The sequence below is a fragment of the Chryseobacterium sp. UNC8MFCol genome (assembly GCF_000482305.1).
Lineage (GTDB): Bacteria > Bacteroidota > Bacteroidia > Flavobacteriales > Weeksellaceae > Chryseobacterium > Chryseobacterium indologenes.
Genome location: NZ_AXUZ01000016.1, coordinates 18,091 through 43,815 on the forward strand (window position 1 = coordinate 18,091; position 25,725 = coordinate 43,815).

Sequence of the window (25,725 nt, forward strand, 5' to 3'; positions counted from 1 at the left end):
TAAAATTTATTGTTTAGCCAATTCCGATCAAACTACCTCTTTCTTCATCTTTAATAATGGTAAGCGCTGTAGGAATTTTTTCTTTAAGCTCTTCCACGTGCGAGATGATTCCCACGATTCTGTTTTCTTTGATCAGATTGGTAAGGGTTTCAAATACAATATTGACAGACTCCGTATCCTGCGTCCCGAAACCTTCATCGATAAAAAAGAAATTCTTGTCTGCCTGTGCATTCGCCTGTACACTTTCTGCCAATGCCAGTGCAAGGCTCAGTGATACCTGGAATGCCTGACCTCCCGATAGGGTCTTTACACTTCTGCTGCGGCCTTCGTTGAGGTAATCGATGATTTCGAAATCATTATTTTCATTGAGTTGCAGACTCAGCTGGTTCCGGGTCATTCTGTGAAAACGCACATTAGCATGGTCACAGAGCTGCCTCAGATAAATAGAAGAAACGTATTGTACAAAACCGGCTCCTTTGAAAAGATTGACCATCAGTTTTAAATTTTCAGCACGTTTCTGAAGAGCTGCAAGATCTTTTAAAAGTTGTTCTTTTTTAGCATATTCTTTTTCCAGACGCTGAATTTCAGACGTCATTGTAACGACAGAATCATTGACCTGCTGAACTTCAGCTTTCACGTCATTATATTGCTTTTCTGCCAAGGAAAACTGTTCATTGTCAAAAGAAAGATTTTTGAGTTTGAGTTCCAATCCTTCAATCACTTTTTTCAGGGTTTGGAAATCGATTTTGAACTTCTGGATCTGAGCTCTTGACTGCTCAATATTGATTTCCTGAGAAAGAATATGTTCAACTTCTTTGAAATCTGCGAATTGATGCTCCTTTAAAGAGCCGGCTATAGCCTTCTGATGATTATCGATCTCTTTTTCAAGCGTCATGATCAGTTTTTCAGTCTGACTAACAACGGCTTTTTGTTCTGCCAGCAAGGGAGCCAATATTTTTTCCTGTTCAACGGCTGCCTGATAATTCTGTTCGGTTTCTTTATTGCTTTGAACCAACTTCTGATAAGCTTCTTCAACTTCCTGAACCGTTTTTTGCTGGTAAAGATTCCAGTCCAGAGTTTTAAGTCCCGAGCGGCTTATGTTAATCTGTTCCTGTTTCGTCGCTTCTTCCAGTCTGAAGGCTTCCAGCGCCGATTTATATTTTTCTAAGAGCTTGTTTTCTTTGTCGGTTTCCTCACGTTCCGCGGTAATGTTCCGTTCTATTTCTTCTATCTTTTTTTCTACGGCAAAAGAATCCTGGCGTTTTTTATCAAATTCTTCCTCACGTGCAGGGCTGAAATCATTCCAGATAAAAAGTTGAATATGATTCTCCAGATCTTTTTGAATGGCTTGTAACGTCGTTTGTTCGTTGATAAGCTGATCTTCAAAAATCTTTTTTCTATCAAGAACTTTTTCGATTTCCGTTTCCTGTTTCTGAAGTTTCTGAAGCTGCTCATCAAGAGCATTTATCTTTTCCTGGGTTTCCTGCATTTCCATATGTACATCGTGAAATTCCACAATATAGGGATGTTCCTTAGAACCACAAAGAGGACAGGATTCTCCGTTTTGAAGTTCACTGGCAAAACGGGATAGTTCTTTTTGTATTTTTAAATGGTCTAGCTTCTGAACCCATTGTTTTTTGTTACTTTCAAGACTTTCTTTCTGCGTTCTGAAATTTTCCTGATAATTTTTTTGGTAAGGAAAAACCTTTAATTCTTCAGCGACGCCATGAACCTGTTTCTGTTGTTTTTCAGTTTTTTCCGTTTGCTCAAGCAGGGATTTTTGTAAATTTTTATGTTGAATAAACCAGTTGCCAATTTGAGAAAGAAGAGCGGTGTCAAGCTTTTGCTCTTTTAAAGTCACCAGACTTTTGGTAAGTTCTGTAATCTTTTTAAGGTTGCTTTCTCTTTTTGTCTCTACTTCCGTTACTTTTTCTGAACCCTTCTGCGTACGCTCATTGAGTACTTTGATCTCTTCAGAAAATTTGAGAATATTGACAATTAGATTCAGATCGTTTTCCTGTATTCTGGATTGATCCAAAGATTTAAATTGGGGCTCAAGAATAATCAGTTGGTCTTTGACAGCATTGAACTTTTTTTCAGTGTCCTGTACAACCTTCACATGGTTTTCTTTTTCCGTCTGCTGATCTTTTATTTCTTTTGAAAGCTTGTTTTTTTCAATAATCAAAGGATTAAAAACCCTGAAAACGCGGTCGTACAGATCGGTCTTAATTTCCAGCGCATCAATCATGGGTTTTTGGAGAGAGAGCTCAGCGAAATTTTCTCTGTTCTGTTGCAGGCTTTCAAAGTCGGTTTTTAAATTCTTTAGCTGTTGATAAGTATTGGATACCTGTTCCAGTTTCTCATTGACCTGAGTGAGTTTTTTCTGTTCCTCTGTTAAAAATTCCTTTTGCTGCTGAATCTTTTCTTCACTGATTTCTTCAAAACCTTTCAGCCGTCCTTCAAGCTGATCCAGTTCGGACCTGTTTCTGACGTTCAGGGAAGAAACATTATTCTGGAGATCAAATCTCTGAAGACTGAAGATCTCCTTCATCATATTGGTTCTTTCTGCAGCACCAAGTTCAAGAAACTCTTTAAACTGACCTTGTGGAATGATAATGGTTCGCTTGAAATTAGGATAACTTAGCCCAATGATCGTCTCCGCATTGGAATGATCCAGCGGAACCCATTTGTTATCAATATTTTCATAAAAAGTGACGGAATAAGGCTTTACATCGTCAAATTTCTTGGAATTACGTCTGAAATCCCTGGTTGCACGAAACTGTTTATTTTCAAAATTGATGAAATCAAATTCGATATAAGAATTGTTTGATTTTAAATTCATCATGTTGTACGCCCTCTTATCACGCATATTCAGACGTTCCGTTTCGCCGTATAACACAAATGCGATGGCTTCAAGAATCGAAGACTTTCCGGAACCTACCGCCCCGAAAATACCGAATAAACCGCCTTCCGTAAGATTTTTAAAATCAATAATCTGGCGTTCCTGGTAAGAATATAAACCTTCAACTGTTAATTTTACTGGAATCATAGATCAGGCATTTAAAATTTCATTAAACAAATTCATCAATTCTTCATTAGCCTCCTGGCCTCCGTTTTTAGATTTAAAATAATCTTTAAATAATGCTTCTATATTTTGATTCAGGTTAATTTCGTGATTTTCCGGCTCTATGAGTTCTCTATTTTTAATTTTCGGGATCAGATACACAATTCCGTTGTGAGACTGATAGATAAGCCTTCTTTCATCAGCGGTTAAGAAAGTTTCACTTTCTAAAGTAAGCTCGATAAAGGTATCAGGATTTTCTTTAAGCCACTTAATGGTGTCTTCTGTTGAAGTGAATGTTTTCCGTACCAACGCTCTTCCACTTTTCAAAGCTTTCTTCTCATAGGTAACAGATTTTCCCGGCTCTGCATTAATAATAGATACATATTTTATCTGACCTGCTTCACTAAAACTGTAACATAACGGAGAAGAAGAATAAACCACAGGTTTTTCTCTGGTTCCTATATTCTGAAAGCCATGAAGGTGTCCTAATGCCGTATATTGAATCTGCTCAGGAATACTATCCGAAAAAATAAGATCAGCATTTCCTATTTTAATAGGTTTTTCCCCCTCCGGTTCTTCCAGAATTTCATTTCCTTTTTTATTCATGTATAAATGAGCCGTCAGCAGATTGACTCCTGCATCATCACAAAACTGCTCTGCAAGCTCATTCCAGGTGTGGGCAAGGACTTTGTTGATTTCTTCTTCTTTACTCTCACCAAAATATTCCTTTAAACGGATCTCATTGGCATAAGGGGTGTGAAGGATTCTTACCGGAAAATCAATGGTATTGATTTTCATTTCTATAAAGCCTTCCCGGGAGTTCAGGATGCTGAAATATTCTGTTCCAAAAGGCTGTATGACTGTTTTGGGATGTCCGATTAAAATAATTCCGCATTCCCTGGCCAATGGATCAGGTGCGTTGATGAGGTTCGGTGAATCATGATTTCCTGAAATGGCAATGACAGGACGTTGTCCGTTTTTGGATAAACGTTTCAGGGTTTTATAAAAAAGTTCCACAGCTTCTACGCCGGGGTTAAAGGCATCAAAGAGATCTCCGGCCACCAGGATAAGATCTGCATTTTCTTCATCAGCAATGCCGATGATTTCTTCCATCACCAATATTTGCTCCTCGAGACGCGAAAAGCGATCCAGTCTTTTTCCTAAGTGCCAGTCGGCAGTATGCAGAATTTTCATAAAAAATTATCATTGTTAACAGTCAATATCCAAAGATAAATGAAGTTGTATTGTTAAAATTACGGCTTACCTTACTTCATCGGGATCTACACCTGTGTCAAAAGAATCTGCTTGAACCTTAGACAATTTTACAGTTTCAAAACCAGGATGTTTAGTAATGAAGGATGGATTATTTTTGATCGTCCTCTTTTGCTTTAAAATCTTCCAGAATCTGCTTTAAACGGGCTTTTCTTTCTGCTTCAGCATTTTGTGTTTTCCGTTTTTTCTGGTCGATCATCTTTTTATTCTTTTTCCTGTTTGCTTCGTTGTTTTTGCTCATATTTTTGATACGGATAACTTTATGGGTAAGCCATCGCTTCATCAAAAATACTAAAGATTAAGAGTCGAAACAATTTTAGTCGGTAAGTCTGATAAAATGTTTTAATTTTACTGCGTTATGGAAGAAAAATCAAAAGATCCCTTACACGGAAAAAGACTCGATGCCATTCTCGAAGAATTGGTAGAATACTACGAAGGCTTTGAGAAATTGGGTGAGCAGATCAATATCAGATGCTTTACAGATAATCCGAGTATCAGTTCTTCCCTTAAGTTTTTACGAAAAACACCATGGGCAAGGACAAAAGTGGAAAGTTTATATCTGTTTGTACTAAGACAGAAGAAGAGAGAAGAAAACAGAAATAGTAAATAAAGGGCGAAAGCTGGAAATTATTTCCGCCTTGTAACTTATTTTTTAAATTAGTAAAAATGAATTTTTGGAAGTTAAAAAACAGATGTGGTGTACTTTATGCCCCTCATAACTTCCTTCTTCCATCTCCCGTCTTTCAACCTGATCAAATCATTTCAAAAACAGTATCTTTGTACCATTAATCGTGAAAGAGCTCACGACAAAAAAGAATAATATGACAATTGAAAACAATCACGTTGTAGCTGTAAAATACATTCTTCACACCATCGAAGAGGATGGAAGTAAAGTTCTTGTAGAAGAAACAACAACAGAAAATCCACTTACATTCTTGTACGGTGTGGGAATGATGATTCCAAAATTTGAGCAAAATATCTTAGGATTGAAAGCTGGTGATAAAGCTGCTTTTGTAATTCAGCCGGAAGAAGCTTACGGTGAAAGACAACCTGATGCTATCGCACAATTGCCAATCGAGATGTTTAAAGAATCAGGTACTCCTCCGATCGGGGCGATTTTACCATTATCAGACAACCAGGGGAATAACTTCCAGGCGTTTGTAGTAGAAGTAACTCCGGAGGTTGTTGTAGCAGATCTTAACCACCCAATGGCAGGTAAAGTATTAGATTTCCAGGTAGAAGTGCTAAGCACTCGTCCGGCAACAGAAGAAGAATTGTCTCACGGACATGCACACGGAATTGACGGAACTGAAGGTCACTAAAAAATAAAAATGCCCGGTATTCGGGACATTTGTAAAAACCACAGCTTCAGCTGTGGTTTTTTATGGTTTATGTCAGCCAAACAATGCCTTGGCATTCCGGGATGTCAATCTACGATTTGGCGGAGTGGCCTACACCGTGATGATTATCCACATTATTCCGCATCATATTCCGTTACATCAATAAACGTAAGAACCCATTTCCCCTTGATCTTAGTCATCACAAACCTGAATCCGTTGATCGGAGCTTTCTCTTTAGTATTCTCGGCAAGCGTTACAAAAACTACATTCTTAGCATCAGAATTAATTTTAAAAATCATCTGATCTTTTACAGAATACTGATCAGGGAATTGATCTGCATATTCATTCACTGCATCAGAGTTGAACTGAACAAATAATCCCTCTTTTTTCCATTTTTTGCTTTCTGAATCATACTCGTAAGCTGAATCAAACTGGATAGGAAACTGATTTCTGATAGTCCATGCTTTTGAAATATACCCTAATGGCATACTGAAATCCACATCTTCATTCGATACAAACCCAAGATTACCGCCACTTTTAAAAAGAACGCCTATTCCGTAGTTTTTGTCTACATATTTGTTCATAAGTTCTCCGTTTTTAGTCTGGAAGCCTTTTAAAATATCCGTAACGGCAGCCGTGATCTGTTTTTTGTCATCTGCGGTCTGAGCCTGGGAAAAGGCGAAACCGCAAATCAGCAGCAATACTGTGTAAATAAAACTCGTCTTCATATTATATTAATCTAAAAATTCTCCTGAAACATAATACCAGCGTTCATGCATTTTTTGAAAAACAGAAAACTCATGATGAACCTGAGGATGGCCGTCCTGATCTGTGTAATACGCTTTAAACTCTACATGGTTTAATGCGGGCGTCTGGATGATTTCCAGTTTTGTCCACTCATTGATTTCACCCCATTCCTGAAGATCCTGTTTGTTGTGGTACTTTCTTTTGCCCGGAAGGGTAGTTTCCATTAAATATTCTCCATTCGGAACAGCGAAGGCAGAAAATCGGGAGCGCATTAAGGCTTCAGCAGTTGGCGCATGCTTTTCTCCTGTATGATAAGGTTTGCAGCATTCTTCATAACTTTTTCCTGAGCAACAGGGACAATTCATAGGGTGTATTTTAATTTCGAGCTACAAAAATAAGAAATATCAATAGAAATGGGCTTTAGTTATTATAACCTCTCAACAACTGAGATGTTCGGGTAAGCCTTTATGATGTACCTGTTCCTATGAAATTAATATTTCAACAAAAAAGAAGCACTCTAAAAAGAATGCTTCTGATTGTATTATTTGATAAATCCTCTGTTTCTTAGTAGAGGCTTAATGTCCGGATCATGTCCTGTGAAATCTCTGAATGCCTGGTTAAGGTCTACAGAATTTCCTACGGAAAGAATATATTTTCTGAAACGGTCTCCATTTTCTCTTGTTAAGCCGCCGTTGTTTTTAATCCACTCCCATGCGTCATTATCCAAAGTTTCAGACCATAAGTAAGCGTAATATCCTGCTGAATAACCACCTCCCCAGATGTGAGCAAAATAAGGAGTATGGTATCTCGGCGGAACTGTTGCTAAATTGAATCCGTGATTTGCCAACGATTGTTTTTCAAAATCTAAAACAGGAATAAACTGCTTTTCATCGCTTACTGTATGCCAGTCCATGTCAAGTTCAGCAGCAGAGATCAATTCAGTGGTCATATATCCCTGATTGAATGTTGATGCTTTTTTGATTTTTTCTACCAATGTTTGCGGAATCGGCTGTTTTGTTTCGTAATGAACAGCATAATTTTTCAGTACAACCGGATCCAATGCCCAATGCTCGTTAATTTGTGACGGGAACTCCACGAAGTCTCTCGGTACGTTAGTTCCGGATAATGAAGGGTATTTCTGACTTGCAAACATTCCGTGGATCGAGTGTCCAAATTCATGGAAAATTGTTGAAACATCATCAAAACTGATTAATGAAGGTTTTCCCGGAGCCGGTTTCTGATAGTTGTAGCAGTTTACGATGACAGGTTTTGTACCCATTAAGTAAGACTGTTCAACGAAATTGCTCATCCATGCTCCACCGTTTTTAGAGTCCCTGGTGTAGAAGTCAAGATAGTAAATAGCAATCGATTTACCGTCGTGATCGAAAACTTCGTAGGTTACAACATCAGGATGGTAAACCGGAAGATCTGTTCTTTTTTTAAACGTCAGTCCGTAGAATTTTTCTGCTGCGAAGAAAACTCCTTTTTCTAAAACCGTAGTGATTTCAAAGTAAGGTTTTATTTCACTCTCATCAAGGTCGAATTTTGCTTTTCTTACTTGCTCTGCATAGAAATTCCAGTCCCAAGGTTCTACTTTGAAACCTCCTTTTTGCTGATCAATCAGATCCTGAATATCTTTTGCCTCACGTCTTGCCGTTTCTACAGCTGGAGTAGCCACCTGATTCATTAGCTTAGTAGCAGCTTCAGGAGTTTTGGCCATCTGGTCCTGTAATTTCCATTCTGCGAAATTCTTTTTACCTAAGATCTGTGCTTTTTTCAGTCTAAGTTTAGCCAGTTTTTCAATGGTTTCCCTGGTGTCATTGGCATCACCTTTTTCAGCACGCGTCCACGAAGCTTTGAAAAGTTTTTCTCTTGTGGATCTGTTTTTTAAATTTTGCAAAAGAGGTTGTTGCGTAGTATTCTGTAAAGCCAGAAGATATTTTCCAGGTTGTCCTGCAGTCTTAGCATCAGCTGCAGCCGCAGCGATTTCATCTGCAGAAAGCCCGTCAAGTTCCTTTGCATCAGCAAAGAATACCCCTCCCTGCTTTCTTGCTTCCAGTAATTTGTTGGAGTACTGAGTAGAAAGAGAGGCAAGTTCCTGGTTATATTGCTTTAATTTCTCTTTGTCTGCCGTTGAAAGATTAGCACCTGCAATCTCAAAATTTTGTTTGTAATATTGAAGAAGCTTTTTACTTTCAGAATCTAATCCGTCTTCTTTGATCGATTTGATTCTTTTATAAAGATTTTCATTCAGGTACATTTTATCGGAATGTGCAGCAAAAATTGGTGCATATTCTTGATCTAATGCCTGTAATGTAGGGTTGGTATTAGCACTTGTAAGATTCGAAAAAACAATGATTGCTCTTTTCAAAACTTCGCCACTTTTTTCCAATTCTACAATTGTATTTTCAAAAGTAGGAGAAGCCGGGTTGTTGGCAATTTTTTCAATTTCAGCAGCATGTTGTTTTAAACCAAAATCAAAAGCCGGTTTGAAATGTTCGTTTTTAATTTTATCAAATTCCGGAGCTTCGTATTGAAGCTTGCTTTTCTTCATAAACGGATTAGAAGATAAAGACGGGTCAGGAGCAGGAATTTCCTGTTGAGTATCGGTTTTTTTCATTGTAGTACAAGATTGATTGAACGCCAAGGCAGAAATTAATAATACCGATGAAATATTCTTCATAAAATAGTTGTTATTAAAGCATAAAGATATTAAAAACTTACTGTATAGGACTTATTTTGTAAATCGAATTAAGATAAAGAAACAGAAATATATTTTTTAAGTGAATACATGCCAGACTATTAGTTAATTTTGAATACTTACATAGTCTTTCGGTACTGATGTAATATTTTTCATACATTAGTTGTTTTAATATTAAAATAGCAAGAAAATAATCTATAAAAGATAATAAACATGAAAACAAGGACTCTTTTTATTTTTTCAGCCTTAGTGGTATTGGCCTCATGTAACGAAAGACATGAGAAGAAAAACAGAGAAAAAAGCGGATGGGTAGAGAAAGTAATCAATAAAGAAAGCGGCCCGATGCAGCAGAAAGAATTTACCGGAGAATTTGATGAAATCCAGGTTTCACAGGCTATTGATGCAGAGGTGATCAAGTCGGAAACTGAGAAAGTAGTTATTTCAGCTCCTCAAAGTATAATCAACGAAGTTCTTGTAGATAATGAAGGGGGAAAGCTCCATATTCATTATAAAAGAGGAATCAGAGTGATGAATATCAATAATGTAAGCGCGAAAATTTATACTAAAGATTTTTCGAAACTTGGAGCCGATTCTGCGGCAAAAATTACCGTAAAAGATAAATTTACCCAGGAAAAAACGGATATTGAGGTGTCAAGTGCGGGAAGTGTTTCCGGTGATCTTGAGGCGAATGATTTTAACATCAATGCAGGCAGCAGCAGTAATTTCAGTGGAAAGGTCTGGGCGGTAAACCTTGATATTGAGGCGTCTTCTGGATCAAGTATTGATATTTCAGGAAAAGCAAAACATGCAGACGTGAGTGCTTCTTCAGGAAGTAGTATTTCTGCCCAGCAGGTTATTGCAGACAATGTAGAAGCTGATGCTTCCAGTGGTGCAAGTGTCCAGTTGAGCGCGGTGTCTTCTGTAAAGGCGTCAGCATCATCAGGTGGAAGTGTTGATATTTCTAAAAAAGGCGAACTGAAAAATGTAAGTAAAGACGAAAGCAGTGGCGGAAGCGTAAGCATTCAATAAATTAACCCTGGGAATCTTCCTCATCTTCTTCTTCGGTTGATGAGGAATCCTCCCAATTTTTAGTATCAAAATTAAGATTATCAAAAGCAAGTAATTCCTCCTCCCGCTGGAGGATTTCTTTTGTGGTAAATAATTCAATATCATCTTCCTCTTTCGATTTTGCCAGCTTTCTGATAGAAGCTTTATCAATAGCCATAAACCTTTGTCCCAGACGCCTTGCCGCATATTTTCTCATTCCCGTTTCATGAAGGACGTCAATAGCCATATCAACGGCAGTACCTAAGGTTTCACGGTAGATATGATTGATTCCGTTGTTAAGATATTCATACGCGTCGATTCTGTTTTTCGCCCGCACAAAAATCTTTACCTTCGGATAATGTTCACGAACAAGTTCTGCAATAAACATATTATCATCAGGGTCATCAAGGCATAAAACGAGTATTTCAGCATCTTCAATACCGGCCGCTCGTAAAATGGGAATTCTTGTGGCATCCCCATAATAGACTTTAAAACCATAACTTCTTAACAATTTCACACGGTCGGAGTCTCTGTCCAGCACGGTTGCTGATATTTTATTGGCTTTCAGAAGACGGCCTACAGTACTTCCGAAATGCCCAAATCCTACAATTATTATTTTCTTCTGGCTAATGTCACTGTCAAGAATATTAAAATCATGCTCCTCTTCAGGAATTTCCCTGATAAATTTCGGGGTGATAAATTTGTCGTTGACAATGAGTAGAATAGGAGTGATACACATCGTGATAGCAGTTACAGCCATTAACTGAGCATTAAGTTCGGGACTTAACAGATAAAGATCGGAAGCATAGTTGATGAGGACAAATGCGAATTCTCCCACCTGCGAAAGGGCAAATGCATAAAACAAGCTTTGCGGATTATCCATCCTGAAAAACTTTCCGATGATGTACAAGACTACAAATTTTATTGTTACGACAGCAAAAACGGTAGTGAAAATAAAAAGAGGATCCTGCTGAATGATATTGAAATTTATCGTTGAGCCTACGCTTACAAAAAATACAGCCAGTAATAAGCCTTTAAAAGGATCGATCTGCGCTTCAAGCTCATGGCGGAATTCGCTGTTGGCGAGCATCACTCCCGCCAGGAAAGCTCCCAGTGCAGGTGAAAGTCCGATCACAATCATCAGCTCAGAAACTCCGATTACCAGAAATAGGGAAGAAGCTGTTAATAGCTCGGTCATTCCCGATTTTGAAACATACCGTAAAAAAGGAACGAATACATATCTACCCAATAAGATGAGTAAAGCCACTCCGAAAATTACTGTCCCGGCCTGAAGCCATTCCGGAAGTTTTTGAATCAGGATCTGAATTTCATTATCATGATGTTTTGCCTTATAATTAGCAACAATAGGAAGTATGGCTAAAATAGGGATGACAGAAATATCCTGGAATAATAAAGTTGAAAACGATGCTTCGCCAGCCATTGTTTTCAGGTTGTTTTTTTCATGCAGGGTTTGAAGAACGATAGCTGTGGAAGACAAAGCAAAGCACATGGCCACAGCAATTGCTTTATCTATTCTCCAGCCAACGGTGATGAATACAAGGAAAAGTAAAGAAATGGTAAGAAGCATCTGAGTAAGGCCTAATCCCATGATCTTTTTTCGCATTTCCCAGAATTTCCGGGGCTCAAGTTCAAGTCCTACCAGGAATAACAGCATAATAACACCAAATTCACTGGCGTGCATGATGTCATTTACATTATGTCCTGTCAATTTCAGCACATAAGGACCAATAATAATTCCTCCTAAAATATAACCGATTACAGAACTTAAACCCAATTTTCTGGCCAGTGGAACCATAATAATGGCTACACCTAAGAAAATTAATGTGTTCATCGCTAAGCTGGACTCCATATGCTATTGATTGAGTAGTTCTGTAAACTCTTTTTTATGTAAAATAATTTCTTTTTTAGACAACTTATTAGCTTCGTAAACAATTTTGATATGTTTAATATCTGCTTTGAAAACTTTTAATGAAACAATAAGGCCGCTGATCAACTCGTCAACGGTATATTGATAGGTACCTGTTTTACTGAAAGACCTTTCTTTTCCGCCGGTGGTAATCAGAATGTAGACTTCTTTATTTTCCAGCGGGTTGTATTTTCCGGGCTGCAGCCAGTCTCTGTCAAAAACTTCATCAATCCATAATCTGAGCAAAGGAGGCATTCCGAACCATATTAAAGGAAACTGGAAAACAAACCGGTCGTAGTTGGCTAAACGTTTTCTTTCTCTGAAGGCTGCGATATGAAAATCAGGATATTCTTCATAAAGATCGCGTAAAGTATAATGCTGGTGTCGAACGTAGAAGTTAATGAGCTCCACATTCGAATTAGAGTGCTCCAGATAAGGGTGTGCAAATACTACTAATGTCTTCTTCATAAATCCTGTTTTCAGTAAATATAATGATAAATTTTTGAATAAAAGAATGAATTTGTGTATGTTTATTAATTTTTTAACATGTAAATGTCAATTTAATGTTAAAATAAATCAAATAAAACAGGTTATTTTAAGGTTTTAAATAAAAAATCAGGCCGTAAAGACCTGACCTGTTTATGTGTTGTTATCATTGTTCAAAGATTACCATCCACCGGATGCTCCGCCTCCGCCAAAGCTACCTCCGCCTCCGAAGCCACCGAAACCTCCGCCACCTCCGGAGCTTCCTCCACCGAAGCCACCGCCTCCGAAACTGCCCGGGAAAGGGAAGAAACCACCAGGATAATTTCTGCGTCCTCTTCGGCTGATAATGACATCATCATCGTCGTCATAATTTCCGCCACCACCACGTCCGCCTCCTCTGTTGCCAAACAGGATGGCAATAATGATAAAAATGATAAAGGCGATAACGAGTACTTTAAGAGCACTTCCATTACCGGAAGGTGCTGTAGTGGCTACAGGTTTAAATTTTCCCTGCACCGCTTCCATAATGGCTGATGTACCGCCATTGATTCCTGCGTACCAATCTCCTTTTCTAAAGTTTGGAGTAACAATATAGTCCAGAATCTGCCCTGCTACAGAAGCCGTCAGATACTGCTCTACTGCTCTTCCTTGCTGGATAGACATGGTTCTGTCTTCGGTAGCAATCAGAAATACGACACCATTATCGACCCCTTTTTTTCCAATTTTCCATTTTTGACCGAACATGGTTGCCAGGAAATTGACATCTTCGCCTTTGGTAGACTTGATAATCACTACCTCAATTTCTGTTGAGGTAGTATCGGCAAATTTGATCAGTTTATTATTAAGCTCATCTTTCTCCTGTTGGGAAAGAAGATTGGCTTCATCAAAAACGGGATAGAGTACTGCCGGTTTTTCAGGTACGGTATATTGTGCTGATACAATGGTGTAAAAGCAGATCAGTAAAAATGAAAATACTATTTTAAGAGAACGTAATTTCATTCGGGAGTTGGTTTGGGTTTTCTCCTTCTACAGGAAAATATTTTTTGAGTTCAAGACCTGTTTCAAGAATGGCACTTTTTAATGCCTTATAATAATTTCCTTTTGCAAATTCAGCCGTAATATAGTCATGCAGATGATCCCAATATGATTGATGCACTTTTTCATGGATCCCGAGATCTCCTATAATAGTCAGATATTTTTTTTCAAAATTGACATGAAAAAGCACCGCATTCCTATCGGTAGTTTTATCCATACGGAGTTCTTTAAAGACTTCAAATGCCGTTTTAGCATGCTGGTCTTCCGTATTAGAATCAATATGAACTCTAATTTCTCCCGTAGAATGGTCTTCTGCCGACTGAATCGCTTCCGTAAGGGAAGCGATTTGCTGATTGGTAAGGAATTTACTCATTATTTGAATACTTCAGGGGCTTTTTGAGCGCCTGCTTCAGCTTTGAAATAAGGTTTTTCTTTAAAGTTGGTAAAATTCGCCAAAATATTATTGGGGAAAGTTTTGATCGAGGTGTTATAATCCTGGGCAGCTTCGTTATAATAAACCGTTTCAGTTCTGATGCTGTTTTCGATAGCGGTATATTCTCTTTGGAAGTTGATATACTGCTGATCTGCTTTTAGGTTAGGATACGACTCCACTACAGCCATTAAACGGCTTAATGCTCCGGATAATTCTCCTTGTGCCGCCTGGAATTTTGCAATATCTGCATCGGTCATATTGGTAGGATCGATGTTGATTGATGTTGCTTTAGAACGTGCTTCAACAACTTGTGTTAACGTTTCCTGCTCGAATTTTGAGTAAGATTTTACCGTTCTTTCAAGGTTAGGAATGAGATTCGCTCTTTTCTGATATACAGTCTCAATATTAGACCATTTTGTGTTCACATTCTGTTCTTTGGTTACAAAGTTGTTATATCCGCTTTTTCCCCAAAAGAATAGAACTGCAACAATAATAAGGAGGGCAATACCAATGGTTCCGGCGCCCAGACATCCTTTATTTTTCATAGTTTATTTTTTTTAATTTTTTGTGCTAATCAAATATACAAATTATGTGCTAATTTTGTGAAAAATTATATTTGAATGACAACAATAGTGGTAGCAATGGGAGAGAAGAATGAAATTGGTTTTGAAAACCAGTTGCTTTGGCATCTTCCTAAAGACTTAAAACATTTTAAAGATATTACTTCCGGGCATCCTGTAATTATGGGTAGAAAAACCTATGAAAGTATTGGGAAACCTCTTCCTAACCGTACAAATATTGTTGTTTCAAGAAAAAAAGACTGGTTTGAAGAAGGTATTCTTATTGTGGGCAGTATAAAAGAGGCTGTAAAATTTGCTAAAAAAATTGATGAGGAAGTCTTTATCATAGGAGGCGGAAATATTTATGAACAGACCATGGATATGGTGGATAAGCTGGAAGTTACCCTTGTACAGGCTGATCTTGAAGCTGATACATTCTTCCCTAAAATAGACGGAAAAATCTGGAAAAAAACGAATGAAACCTGCCATGAAAAAGATGAGAAAAATATGTATGATTTCTGTTTTCAGACGTTTGAAAGAAACAAAAAAGAAGATTAAAGGTCCAAAGTCAAATTTGGCTTTGCAGGTAAATTGTGATTTCCGGATGATACCAGCAACGGACAAGCACGTAGAATTGACCATTCACCATTGACTTTTTGAACTTTAAGGCTTAAATTTATTATCTTTGCACTTCTAAAATTTAAAAATGAATAAGTACATAAAAATTGCAGTAGCAGCAATTCTGATTTTATTAGGACTTTATATGATGATTTTCACAAGAAATCTTGGTTGGGGAATTGTTGTGTTTCTTTTGGCTGCTTTTCCGATTCTGCTTTTCTTTAAAAATGAATATATCCTTTTGGCATTCTGGCAGCTAAGAAAACAAAATATGGAGAAAGCTGCAGAATGGCTGACAAAAATAACAGATTACCAGGGGCAGCTTCATAAATCTCAGTATGGGTATTTCCATTATTTACAGGGATTAACACAAGCTCAGGATCACCCGGCGAAAGTAGAGCCTTTGATGAAAAAAGCGCTGGAATATGGTCTGAATATGAAACATGACCGGGCTATGGCTACCCTGAACCTTGCAGCAGCAGCGATATCTAAAGGAAGAAAACAGGAAGGACAAAAACTCCTGGAAGAAGCAAAAAGATTAGACAGTGCCGGTATGATGACTGATCAGATCAAAATGATGAAAGATCAGTTGAAAATGCCATCTATGCAAAAGCACATGCATAATCCGAATATGAGAAACAGAGGAAAATTCTTCTAGTCAGAAAAAATAAATATAAAAAAGCACCTGAAAGAAAAACAGGTGCTTTTTTTATTTTTAAAAGATATTTCTACATTTCAGAAGTCTGATCATATCCGTAAAACTTTGGCATCTGCCAGTGATATTTTACGGCTAAAGTTCTTATCCCTACAATCAGTAAAATTGTAAAAATCTGAATGAAAGTATAGGATAAAGATGTGTATTTGGTCATCAGTAAAAATGCTGCACCTCCTACAATACAGGCTGTAGCATAAATTTCTTTTCTGAAAATAAGAGGAATCCGGTTGAGCAGAATATCGCGGATAATCCCTCCGAAACATCCGGTAATGGTTCCCAAGCCAATACAGATGAGCGGATGTATTCCTACATTCAATCCTTTCTGGATCCCGATAATGGTAAACAGGCCAAGTCCGAAACTGTCGAAAATGAATAAGGTAACCTTAAAGTTTTTTTCCAGTGATTTAAATACCATGGAAAAGATACTGGTCACCAAGATTAAAATGCACATGAGGAGATCATGCATCCAGAATACTGGGATATCAAGTAAAAGATCTCTTACAGTTCCTCCTCCTACAGAAGTCACAAAGGCAATAATAAGCACCCCAAACGGATCGAGCCGCTTCTGCATGGCTGCAAAACTTCCGGACATGGAGAAGGCAATAGTTCCGAGGACTTCTATCGCGAAATTGAACTGTTCGTGCATAAAGTTATAAATAATGAATAATGAGCAATCAGTAATAAAAATTATGCCATTTAAATTGAGATAATTTTACCAGTTCTTCACATTCTGTTTTTAAATGTAAAATATTTTCCGGACTTATATATTCTAAACTTTCAATAATTTCAAGTCAGAGTCGGGTTTTATCAATTTCTTCAACCACAATATACATCATTGTTATTCATTCCTGATTGCTCATTACGTATCTATTTATCTCTCGACTCTTACTGAATCCGGAACCAGGAGCTCATATTCACCACCGTGATTAATGATCTCTCTTACAATGCTGCTGCTGATGAAAGATTTTCCGGATGATGTCAGAAGGAATACCGTTTCCAGTTTTTTATGAGCCAAGGTTCTGTTGGTGTGGGCGATTGCTTTTTCAAATTCAAAATCAGCAGGATTTCTAAGTCCCCTGATAATGTACTGCGCATTTTTTTCAAAACAATAATCTACCGTAAGGCCCTCGAAATAATCTACTTCTACATTAGGAAATTCAGCCACGGAATTTTGAATGAATTCCATTCTTTTTTCCAATGGGAACATGTATTTTTTTTGAGAATTTTGTCCGATGGCAATAATTAATTTGTCAAAAAGCGGTGCCGCTCTTTCTATAATATCGTAATGTCCTAAGGTAATCGGGTCAAACGATCCCGGGAAAACAGCAATTTTCATGTTGTACAAGTTATGAGTTTGAGTCAAAAACGATAAGAAAGCGATGGATCTTATGTTTATATTGAACTTCTGAATTATTTATTAAGTGCTTTTTCAACTTCATTTCCACAAAGATCCATGATAGAAATTCCATAATGTTTTGCTTGCTGAGGAAGAATGCTGGCAGGAGAGAATCCCGGGTTAGTATTCATTTCAAGCATATAAGGAACTCCGTCCATCAGGATAAATTCGCTTCTTGAAAATCCGCTCATTCCCAGTGAGTTGTAAGCTCTTTTCGCGATTTCTTCTACTTTTTTTGTCGTTACTTCATCAATTCTGGCCGGTGTAATTTCTTCAGATGCTCCTTCATATTTTGCTTCGTAATCAAAGAATTCATTCTGAGGAACAATTTCAGTGATTCCCAAAACAATTGTTTCTCCTTTAAAATCGATCACTCCTACAGAAACTTCCATACCGTTCAGGAAACTTTCAATAAGGATTTCGTCATCTTCTTTAAAAGCAATTTCCGTAGCAGCAATCAGTTCTGACTTTTCTTTTACTTTGGAAATTCCGAGTGATGAACCGGATTGGTTAGGTTTTACAAAAAGAGGAAGATTTAATTCTGAAATGATCTCATCAACGTTAATGTGCTCTCCTTTTCTCAGATAAATGCTTTTCGCAGAAGGGATTCCATATTTGGACAATACAGCAAGGGTATCTTTTTTATTGAAAGTAAGGGCACTCTGGTAAAAACCGCAACCTGTGTATTTCTGACCTATTGCATCCCAATATGCCTGCAGTATCCCATTTTCACCGGGCGTTCCGTGGATGATGTTGAAACATACATCAAACTTCAATGTTTCACCATTATCTAAGGTAACTGAAAAATCACCCCTGTTGATGGGATACTTTTTATCATTTTCGTCTAAAAAATACCATTCATCTTTAAGGATTACTACTTTATATACATCATACAGATTTCTGTCTAAGGAATCATAGATCAATTGTCCGCTTTTTAAAGAAACTACATATTCATCAGAATAGCCTCCCATTACTACGGCAACACTTTTTTTGTTCATAACCATATAGTATCAATTAAGGCAAATTTAAACATTTTATGTAATGCAATACGGGAAATAAGGAAATTTTAAAATCAAAAATGAATTGTGTTAAATAAAAAGCCCATTCTAAAATTATTAGCTATATTTGCCGTTGTAATTAAAGTAATTTTAAGTATGCTTAAATCACTTTTCAATTGGAAAGTTTTACTGAATTTAGTAATAGCCATCGGCGTTTTCGTGGGTCTGGTATGGCTTACATTTCGTTGGTTGGAATACCATACTAACCACGGTCAGGAAATTCCTGTTCCCAATGTAGTCAATAAATCTGTACACGATGCAGTTAAAATATTAGATGATACAGGACTGGAGTATGAAGTAGATAGCGCGAATTATGATCCTAAATACAGACCATTTCAGGTTCTGCAGATTTATCCTGCCCCAGGATCCCGTGTAAAAGACGGAAGAACAGTTCGTTTAAAAGTAAATCCGAGAACATGGGCTCAGATTGCTGTACCGGATGTAATCAATAAATATTCAGGGTTGGCGTTCCAGAGATTAGACCAGGTTGGTCTTAAAATCGGAGATACTATTTATGAACCGAGTATTCAGAAAGATGCCCTTCTAAGAATTTTATATAAAGGAAATGCAGTAAATCCGGGAGCACGTTTACCGAGGTTTTCTGTGATCGATGTAGTAGTAGGGTCCGGTCCTATGAGAAATATTTCAATTCCTAACGTAGTAGGGCTTTCGGTAAAAGAAGCCAGAGCCGTTATTGCCAAAAGTATGTTTGAAGTAGGGTTGGTAGAGCATGAAGACGGGAATAAAGATGAGTCTGATATTATTTATTACCAGGATCCGGCCTCAGGAGATGTCCGTGATCAGGGAATGCAGATTGATCTTTGGGCAAGTAAGAGAACCCCGGCAGAGCTTAGAGCCAAGGTGGAGCAGTTGAATTCTATCTATCGTATGAAAGTAGATACTTCTCTGCCACCGGTACAATACGAAGAAGTTCGTTCCGAGCCAAGCTATGTACCACCGGTAGCCCCGCCACCTGCCCCTAAGAGAGAGATCCCTAAGCCAGAACCTGTAAAAACAGAGACTCCAAAGGCTCAGACTACAAGTCCGAAACCGGCTGGTTCAACTTCGGATAAGCCTAAAGCTACCGGAAACAGTCAGACTTCAGGAACTGCACATAAACCTGCTTCTACAGCTACAAAAGAGCCGGCAGAAAAACCAAAAGCGAAAAAAGTAGTCGTAGAGTAATACGCCACTATGCTAATAAAATATAGGCTTCAACTGAAAATGTTGAAGCCTTTTGTATAAAAATCAAAAACAATGTCAGAAGATAACGAAGATTTTTTAGATGAAGAGTTATTAGACTCCAACAGTATTGAAAATATCGATATAGACGAAGAAAATAAGGGATTGTATGAGCATCTTAATATCACTGTTGACCCGAAACAGGATCCGTTAAGAATTGATAAGTTTCTATTGATACACAGGCAGAATTCGTCAAGAAATAAAATTTCACAGACCTGCAGGGCCGGAAACGTTATTGTAAACGGAGTTGCGGTAAAGCAGAATTATCGGGTAAAACCGGGTGATCAGATCTCTGTACTGCTTACCAGACCTCCAAGGGAAAATGTAATTATTCCGCAGGATATCCCTTTGAATATTGTGTATGAAGATGATGATCTGGTTGTTGTTGATAAGGAAGCCGGAATGGTAGTGCATCCGGGACATGGTAACTGGGACGGAACCCTAGTGAATGCATTAGCTTATCATTTTGAAAAGAACGGGCAAAAGTCTGATCTCGACAGGGTAGGGCTTGTTCATAGGATTGATAAGGATACATCAGGTCTTTTGGTTATTGCTAAAAATGAATATGCCTTAAGCTTTCTGGCCAAGCAGTTCTTCAACAGAACTACGAAAAGGCTGTATTGGGCTTTTGTTTGGGGAAATCTTAAAGATGAAGAAGGTACCATCAGAGGACATATCGGAAGACATCCTAAAAACAGGATGCAAATGTATGTCTATGAAGACGGAAGTCAGGGAAAACATGCCGTTACGCACTATAAAGTATTGGAAAGGTTCAAATATATGACATGGGTAGAATGTAAGCTGGAAACGGGAAGAACCCACCAGATCAGGGCACATTTCAAACACATTGGACATACTTTGTTTAATGATGAACGGTATGAAGGTCATACCCCTCTGAGAGGAGTAAATCTTCCAAAATATAAGCAATTTATCAATAATGTCTTTGAAATTCTGCCAAGACATGCACTTCATGCCCATACCCTGGGATTTATACATCCTACTACTAAAACGGAATTATATTTTGAGAGCCCAATGCCCAAAGATATGGAGGATGCTGTAAAAAAATGGAGAAATTATTTAGAAAACTAAAAATATATTGAGATTTTTTTTATATTTGTTGAATTGAAATCAAGATTTGTTATGAGAAAACTATATGCTATCGTATGTTTAGCTCTTTTGTCAAATGCATACAAAGCACAAGAATCACTACCATATTATCAACAGTATCTTTTGGATGGTGACTTCCTGTTCAACCCAGCTCAATACGGAAAAACAGATTACGTACAGCTCAATGCCATTTATCAAAAACAATTTTCAAAATTCAGCGAATCCCCAAATGTTCAATCTGTGGGAATCAATGCAAACATATTCGATAGAGTAGGTGCCGGTCTTACCATGTTCAGAGACAGCAATGGAGCTGAATCTGCGGGAGGTGTTACAGTGGGTGCTTCATATTTTATTCCTCTAAGTAGTGAAGGAGACAGAAAAGATCAGTTCTCGTTTGGTACCAGTGTTAGTTTGTATAATAGAAATTTTGATTATTCGAAAATTAACGTAGAAGATCAGGGAGATCCTTTAGTAAGAGGGGATCAAAGTAATATCTTTATGGCTTATGCCAATTTTGGTTTGGCTGCTACTTACAGAAACCTTTTCGGGGGTGTATCTGTAAATGATATTGCATTAGGTAATGACAGACCGATTGTAAACGGTTATGAGCCTTCTCCGATTAAGTTTTTCTTAAACTTAGGATACAACTGGCATATTGCAGACAATATTATGATCACGCCTGCAGCGATGATCAACCTGAATACCAACTCAACAAGAGTAATGGATTACAACTTAATGGCGACTTTCAAAAATGAAATTAACGCGTTCTCTTTCGGGGTAAGTTATAGAGCCGCTCAAAACAGATTCGACAGCCAGCAGTTGGAAATCGCTCCGGTTGTAAAAGTAAGATTCAATAAGTTTATGATCGGTGCTACATATAACCTTGGGTTATCTGATATCCAGACATATGGTGGAAACAGTTTCATGATTGGTCTTGGATACAACTTCGATAACTTTATTAATGTTAGAGGATATAGATATTAATCAATTTAATTTAAATAAATTTGAGCTCTGAATTTTTTCAGAGCTTTTTTTATGATATATATTCACATTCCGTTCTGTAAACAGAAGTGCAGCTACTGTAATTTCCATTTCTCAACATCTCTGAATTTTAAGGATGAAATGCTTCATGCCATGAAAACAGAGCTTATGCTGAGAAAAAATGAATTACAGAACCAAAGTTTAAAATCCCTGTATTTCGGAGGTGGAACACCCTCTATTCTATCTGTTGATGAAATCAATTCCATGATAGATGAGGTTTTGCGCTATTTCAGTTTTGAAAAAGATATCGAAATTACCCTGGAAGCTAATCCCGATGACCTTGATAAAAACTTTTTAAAGCAATTATCCGGAACGCCTGTCAATCGTCTGTCTATTGGTACTCAGAGCTTTTTTGAAGAAGACCTGAAATTGATGAACAGGGCGCATAATGCCTCAGAAGCGGAGAGTTCTATAAAACGTGCCCAGGATTTTGGATTTGAAAATCTCAGCATAGATTTAATTTATGGTTCTCCCACTTCAAATCTGGAGATCTGGAAAGAAAATTTACATAAAACAATAGCTCTTGAAGTTCCCCATATTTCTTCTTATGCCCTTACGGTTGAGCCTAAAACTGCTTTGGAAAACTGGATTTCCAAGGGAAAAGTAAAAAGCCCCAGAGAAGAAGAACAAAATAAAGAATTCTATTACCTCTCAGATTTTTTAAAGGATAATGGTTTTGAACATTATGAAGTATCCAATTTTGCCAGACCAGGATTTTATTCCAGACATAATTCTGCCTATTGGAAATACCAGGAATATTTGGGAATAGGCCCTTCAGCACATTCTTACAATGGATTTGATGTGAGAAGCTGGAATGTAGCAAACAACCAGCAATACATTAAAAAACTGGCGGGAAAAATTCTTGCCAAAGAAGAAGAAATCCTTTCACAGGAGGATCAGTTTAATGAGATGATTATGATTGGGCTGCGCACAATATGGGGAGTAGATATTACAAGTTTAACAGCCAAATTCCCGGAAAGATTATTAGAACATTTTCAAACCGAAATAAAATCCAAAATTGACGAAGGAATTTTAATCATTGAAAACGATCATCTGAAAATCCCCGAAAAACATTGGTTTATGGCTGATGGAATTGCATCGGATATATTCATTGTATAATTTTTTTTCGGTACAATATTAACACCGTAAAATTCACTATTTTTGTATAAAATTTCAGTTCATTTGAAAACTAAAAAACAAGATTATTCGCATCTTTCATCCAGCCAGCCTATCGGTATTTTTGACAGTGGTGTAGGAGGCCTTACCGTAGCTAAAGAAATTAAAAGACTTCTTCCTCTTGAAGACCTGATTTACTTTGGAGATACCAAACACCTTCCCTACGGAGAGAAGTCAAAAGATGCTATTATTGAATATTCCACGAAGATTACCAATTTTCTGTTGGAACAGAACTGTAAAGCCATTGTGATTGCCTGTAATACGGCTACCGCAAATGCTTTGAATGAAGTTATGCAGTCTGTCGCAGGTAAAGTTCCTGTGATTGACGTTATTAATCCTGTTGCTGAAAAAGTGTCGTATGAAATTCATAATAACGTGGGAGTGATTGCTACCAAAGCAACGGTGAATTCCGGACTCTATAAAAAAAGCATCAGAAAGCATAATAAATGGATCAAGGTAGATGAGCTGGCAACACCATTATTGGTTCCTGCCATTGAAGAAGGTTTTAAGAATCATCCGATAACCCATGCGATTATTTATAATTATCTCAGCAATAGTAAATTAAAGAATATTGAAACATTGATTTTAGGATGTACACACTATCCCCTTTTAATTGATGAAATCAAACAATATTACGGAAACAGGGTTCGGGTAATCGATTCTCCCAATATTGTGGCCAATCATCTGAAAATCATTCTGGATAAATATAACTTGCTGAATGATCATAATCCGAAACCTAATTATCATTTCTATCTTTCGGATCTGACAAAAAACTTTGAAAAAATTTCAAAAAAGTTCTTTGGAAAAACAATCGATTTAGAACTGAAAGTATTATAAAATAAAAAGTCTGCCTCGTAAAGAAGCAGACTTTTTTATTTCTTACCCTCGTCATTGCGAGTGTAGCGAAGCAATCGCAATATTATAATTATATGTTGAACAAGACAAAGACACAAATGCTCTGAGTTTTGCATTTTTAAGACCCAATATTTTATCTTCGATATTTTTATTCTCAGAATTTTTCTCGCAGATTTCGAGAATTACGCAGAATTTTTTGTTTTATGATCTGCTACATAATCTGCGAGAGTATTACTATATATTTCTTGTGAAAAAAAATTGTGAGACCTGCGCTTAAAATTATGCTTCCAGAATCACTTTCTCGGCCTGCAATCTTGCTTTAGGATTGAATTGAGGCTGGTTCGCATCTGTAATATGTCTTTCACCGATAGCTACGGCAAAAAGTGTTTCATATTCAACATTCTGAAGGATGTTGTCGTATTCTTCAGGTTCAATTCCCTCCATCGGGGTAGAATCTATTCCCATTGCTGCACAGGCAGAAAGAAATACTCCCAGCGACAGATATACCTGATGTCTTAACCAGGCTTTTACGGCTGCTTCACCCTTAGGTTTCACCATGGTTTTGTAATAGGTAATATTACCTTCCGAAAGGGTTTCTTCAATTTGTTTTTCAAATTTTTCAATGTTTTTTATGACCTGGAATACAATAATATAGCTGCTGTCCAAAACCTTTTCCTTGTTAAAATAAGATTTTTCTCCCAATTGCGCCTTCACTTCCGGTTCATGTACAAAAATAAAATTCCATGGCTGGCTATTGATGGAAGAAGGGCTAAGGTTAAGAATTTCTTTCAGCTGGTGGATTTGTTCCTTGCTGATGACTCCCTGAGGGTTATACTTCTTTACAGTATACCTTTTTTTCATTTGATCTAAAAAGTTCATAATTTTATACTATCATTTTTATAGTTACAAAATTAATTTAAGTTTAATAACTTTGCAATAACGGTTAAAAATGATAGTATAAAAATGTATACAATAGATAATAAGTCATACCCTTGCTGTACCAGTGTTACAATGAGGTTTATCGGCGGAAAATGGAAGGCAGTGATTTTGCATCATCTGATCGATGGTGCGAAAAGATATAATGAATTGAGAAAGTCAATTCCTACGATTACTGAGCGTACATTAAGTCTGCAGCTTAAACAATTGGAAGACGACAACGTAATAAGCAGAACCGTTTTTACGGAAAAACCTCCATTGGTGGTTGAATATGAACTGACAGAATTGGGAAAAACTCTGCTCCCTGTTTTAGAAGCGATTACAAAATGGGGTGAAGGATCACCTGAACTGTCAAAAAAAATAATCAGGAATTAAATTTCCTGATTATCTTGTTTATTAGGTTCAAAAAAACTGAAACTTACATTTCCGTATTTTCGGGTATCGGTCAGATTGGGATGCTCCAGTTTCATTCGGCTCTGGTGTTCTACAATGAGCACTCCGTTTTCTTTTAAGTACTTATTATTCAGTACTAAGGAAATAAGCTCATAATACTTCTTTTCTTCCATTTCAAAAGGGGCGTCAGAAAAGACAATTTCAAAAGATTTTTTATTCCTGAATTTTTTAAGCCAGTCGAATACGTCACCTCTCTGTACATTGATCTGAAGTGCCATATCAAGTTCTGAAGCTGTAGAATTGATAAATGCCGTATGTTTCGGATTCATCTCTACAGACGTCACATCCTGGCATCCTCTGGAAGCCAGTTCTAACGAAATAGAACCAATCCCTGCAAACAAATCAAGAACGGAAATCGATTGCATATCGTATTTATTTTCCAGGATGCTGAATAAAGCTTCTTTCGCAAAATCTGTAGTAGGTCTTACATCAAAGTTTTTAGGAGCGGCTATTTTTTTGGCTTTCCATTTGCCGGATATGATTCTGAACATATTTTTATTAGGGTTTAGGTAAAAG

The 25,725-nt window shown here is 37.3% G+C and carries 27 protein-coding genes; 11 read left to right on the forward strand and 16 right to left on the reverse strand.

All coding sequences use genetic code 11. The features are described from left to right. Positions 1-13 precede the first annotated feature (13 nt). The 3 genes from M030_RS0110530 to M030_RS25750 form a co-directional block, all read right to left on the reverse strand. Complete coding sequence (locus M030_RS0110530) at positions 14-3,049, reverse strand: AAA family ATPase (protein ID WP_027373471.1); 3,036 nt, start codon at positions 3,047-3,049, stop codon at positions 14-16. A gap of 3 nt (positions 3,050-3,052) precedes the next feature. After that, on the reverse strand, positions 3,053-4,258 hold the full coding sequence (locus tag M030_RS0110535; protein WP_027373472.1) for an exonuclease SbcCD subunit D: 1,206 nt from the start codon (positions 4,256-4,258) through the stop codon (positions 3,053-3,055). Between the two features lie 169 nt (positions 4,259-4,427). Continuing rightward, positions 4,428-4,577 (reverse strand): hypothetical protein, encoded by a 150-nt coding sequence (locus tag M030_RS25750; RefSeq protein WP_185097389.1) that lies wholly within the window; start codon positions 4,575-4,577, stop codon positions 4,428-4,430. A 117-nt stretch (positions 4,578-4,694) separates the two neighbouring features. On the opposite strand from M030_RS25750, the gene M030_RS0110545 reads away from it, so the two are divergent. Continuing rightward, on the forward strand, positions 4,695-4,946 hold the full coding sequence (locus M030_RS0110545) for a VF530 family DNA-binding protein (protein ID WP_027373473.1): 252 nt from the start codon (positions 4,695-4,697) through the stop codon (positions 4,944-4,946). 211 nt (positions 4,947-5,157) lie between these two features. Next, positions 5,158-5,658 (forward strand): peptidylprolyl isomerase, encoded by a 501-nt coding sequence (locus tag M030_RS0110550; RefSeq protein ID WP_027373474.1) that lies wholly within the window; start codon positions 5,158-5,160, stop codon positions 5,656-5,658. Positions 5,659-5,810: 152 nt separating this feature from the next. Here the strand turns inward: M030_RS0110550 and M030_RS0110555 are convergent, their stop codons facing one another. The 3 genes from M030_RS0110555 to M030_RS0110565 form a co-directional block, all read right to left on the reverse strand. Next, positions 5,811-6,404 (reverse strand): hypothetical protein, encoded by a 594-nt coding sequence (locus tag M030_RS0110555; protein WP_027373475.1) that lies wholly within the window; start codon positions 6,402-6,404, stop codon positions 5,811-5,813. A gap of 6 nt (positions 6,405-6,410) precedes the next feature. Continuing rightward, positions 6,411-6,788: a YchJ family protein gene (locus tag M030_RS0110560; RefSeq protein WP_027373476.1), complete on the reverse strand. Its 378-nt coding sequence runs from the start codon at positions 6,786-6,788 to the stop codon at positions 6,411-6,413. Positions 6,789-6,964: 176 nt separating this feature from the next. Further along, positions 6,965-9,106, reverse strand: a complete 2,142-nt coding sequence (locus M030_RS0110565; RefSeq protein WP_027373477.1) for a M3 family metallopeptidase — start codon at positions 9,104-9,106, stop codon at positions 6,965-6,967. Positions 9,107-9,337: 231 nt separating this feature from the next. Here M030_RS0110565 and M030_RS0110570 point away from each other — a divergent pair, with 231 nt between their 5' ends. Beyond that, positions 9,338-10,153 (forward strand): GIN domain-containing protein, encoded by an 816-nt coding sequence (locus tag M030_RS0110570; RefSeq protein WP_027373478.1) that lies wholly within the window; start codon positions 9,338-9,340, stop codon positions 10,151-10,153. A 1-nt stretch (position 10,154) separates the two neighbouring features. On the opposite strand, the gene M030_RS0110575 is transcribed toward M030_RS0110570, so the two are convergent. The 5 genes from M030_RS0110575 to M030_RS0110595 all read right to left on the reverse strand — a co-directional run bounded on the left by M030_RS0110575 (position 10,155) and on the right by M030_RS0110595 (position 14,597). Continuing rightward, positions 10,155-12,041 (reverse strand): monovalent cation:proton antiporter-2 (CPA2) family protein, encoded by a 1,887-nt coding sequence (locus M030_RS0110575; RefSeq protein WP_027373479.1) that lies wholly within the window; start codon positions 12,039-12,041, stop codon positions 10,155-10,157. A 3-nt stretch (positions 12,042-12,044) separates the two neighbouring features. Then, complete coding sequence (locus M030_RS0110580) at positions 12,045-12,566, reverse strand: NAD(P)H-dependent oxidoreductase (RefSeq protein ID WP_027373480.1); 522 nt, start codon at positions 12,564-12,566, stop codon at positions 12,045-12,047. Positions 12,567-12,764: 198 nt separating this feature from the next. Next, complete coding sequence (locus M030_RS0110585; RefSeq protein WP_027373481.1) at positions 12,765-13,583, reverse strand: TPM domain-containing protein; 819 nt, start codon at positions 13,581-13,583, stop codon at positions 12,765-12,767. Continuing rightward, a complete protein-coding gene (locus tag M030_RS0110590; protein ID WP_194385281.1) occupies positions 13,564-13,992 on the reverse strand; it encodes a TPM domain-containing protein in 429 nt (142 codons plus the stop codon). Before M030_RS0110590 ends, M030_RS0110585 begins: the two co-directional genes overlap by 20 nt. Further along, positions 13,992-14,597 carry a LemA family protein gene (locus M030_RS0110595; protein ID WP_027373483.1) on the reverse strand — a complete coding sequence of 202 codons (606 nt, stop codon included), beginning with the start codon at positions 14,595-14,597 and terminating at the stop codon, positions 13,992-13,994. Before M030_RS0110595 ends, M030_RS0110590 begins: the two co-directional genes overlap by 1 nt. A 75-nt stretch (positions 14,598-14,672) precedes the next feature. On the opposite strand from M030_RS0110595, the gene M030_RS0110600 reads away from it, so the two are divergent. Beyond that, positions 14,673-15,170: a dihydrofolate reductase gene (locus M030_RS0110600; protein WP_027373484.1), complete on the forward strand. Its 498-nt coding sequence runs from the start codon at positions 14,673-14,675 to the stop codon at positions 15,168-15,170. 148 nt (positions 15,171-15,318) lie between these two features. Then, positions 15,319-15,888 carry a tetratricopeptide repeat protein gene (locus M030_RS0110605; RefSeq protein WP_027373485.1) on the forward strand — a complete coding sequence of 190 codons (570 nt, stop codon included), beginning with the start codon at positions 15,319-15,321 and terminating at the stop codon, positions 15,886-15,888. Positions 15,889-15,958: 70 nt separating this feature from the next. Here the strand turns inward: M030_RS0110605 and M030_RS0110610 are convergent, their stop codons facing one another. The 3 genes from M030_RS0110610 to M030_RS0110620 all read right to left on the reverse strand — a co-directional run bounded on the left by M030_RS0110610 (position 15,959) and on the right by M030_RS0110620 (position 18,339). Continuing rightward, positions 15,959-16,591, reverse strand: a complete 633-nt coding sequence (locus tag M030_RS0110610) for a trimeric intracellular cation channel family protein (RefSeq protein WP_027373486.1) — start codon at positions 16,589-16,591, stop codon at positions 15,959-15,961. 225 nt (positions 16,592-16,816) lie between these two features. After that, entirely contained in the window at positions 16,817-17,281 is a 465-nt protein-coding gene (gene coaD / locus M030_RS0110615; protein ID WP_027373487.1) for a pantetheine-phosphate adenylyltransferase, read from the reverse strand. 74 nt (positions 17,282-17,355) lie between these two features. Next, a complete protein-coding gene (locus tag M030_RS0110620) occupies positions 17,356-18,339 on the reverse strand; it encodes a D-alanine--D-alanine ligase (RefSeq protein ID WP_027373488.1) in 984 nt (327 codons plus the stop codon). 156 nt (positions 18,340-18,495) lie between these two features. Between M030_RS0110620 and M030_RS0110625 the strand changes: the two genes are divergently transcribed. The 5 genes from M030_RS0110625 (at position 18,496) to murI (ending at position 23,802) form a co-directional block, all read left to right on the forward strand. Further along, the gene (locus M030_RS0110625; RefSeq protein ID WP_027373489.1) at positions 18,496-19,584 is read left to right on the forward strand and encodes a PASTA domain-containing protein; all 1,089 of its coding nucleotides are present in this window, start codon (positions 18,496-18,498) and stop codon (positions 19,582-19,584) included. A gap of 72 nt (positions 19,585-19,656) precedes the next feature. Further along, complete coding sequence (locus M030_RS0110630) at positions 19,657-20,730, forward strand: RluA family pseudouridine synthase (RefSeq protein ID WP_027373490.1); 1,074 nt, start codon at positions 19,657-19,659, stop codon at positions 20,728-20,730. A 51-nt stretch (positions 20,731-20,781) separates the two neighbouring features. Then, entirely contained in the window at positions 20,782-21,732 is a 951-nt protein-coding gene (locus M030_RS0110635; RefSeq protein WP_027373491.1) for a PorP/SprF family type IX secretion system membrane protein, read from the forward strand. Between the two features lie 51 nt (positions 21,733-21,783). Beyond that, entirely contained in the window at positions 21,784-22,908 is a 1,125-nt protein-coding gene (gene hemW, locus M030_RS0110645; protein WP_081806326.1) for a radical SAM family heme chaperone HemW, read from the forward strand. A 63-nt stretch (positions 22,909-22,971) separates the two neighbouring features. Further along, positions 22,972-23,802 (forward strand): glutamate racemase, encoded by an 831-nt coding sequence (gene murI, locus M030_RS0110650; protein WP_027373493.1) that lies wholly within the window; start codon positions 22,972-22,974, stop codon positions 23,800-23,802. A 297-nt stretch (positions 23,803-24,099) separates the two neighbouring features. Here murI and M030_RS0110655 read toward each other — a convergent pair whose 3' ends face one another. Continuing rightward, positions 24,100-24,699, reverse strand: coding sequence for a nitroreductase family protein (locus tag M030_RS0110655; protein ID WP_027373494.1), 600 nt, complete (start codon positions 24,697-24,699; stop codon positions 24,100-24,102). A gap of 84 nt (positions 24,700-24,783) precedes the next feature. Between M030_RS0110655 and M030_RS0110660 the strand changes: the two genes are divergently transcribed. After that, positions 24,784-25,131 carry a winged helix-turn-helix transcriptional regulator gene (locus M030_RS0110660; RefSeq protein WP_034722459.1) on the forward strand — a complete coding sequence of 116 codons (348 nt, stop codon included), beginning with the start codon at positions 24,784-24,786 and terminating at the stop codon, positions 25,129-25,131. On the opposite strand, the gene rsmD is transcribed toward M030_RS0110660, so the two are convergent. Then, positions 25,128-25,700, reverse strand: a complete 573-nt coding sequence (gene rsmD, locus M030_RS0110665; RefSeq protein ID WP_027373496.1) for a 16S rRNA (guanine(966)-N(2))-methyltransferase RsmD — start codon at positions 25,698-25,700, stop codon at positions 25,128-25,130. The genes M030_RS0110660 and rsmD overlap by 4 nt on opposite strands. Between the last annotated feature and the right edge of the window lie 25 nt (positions 25,701-25,725).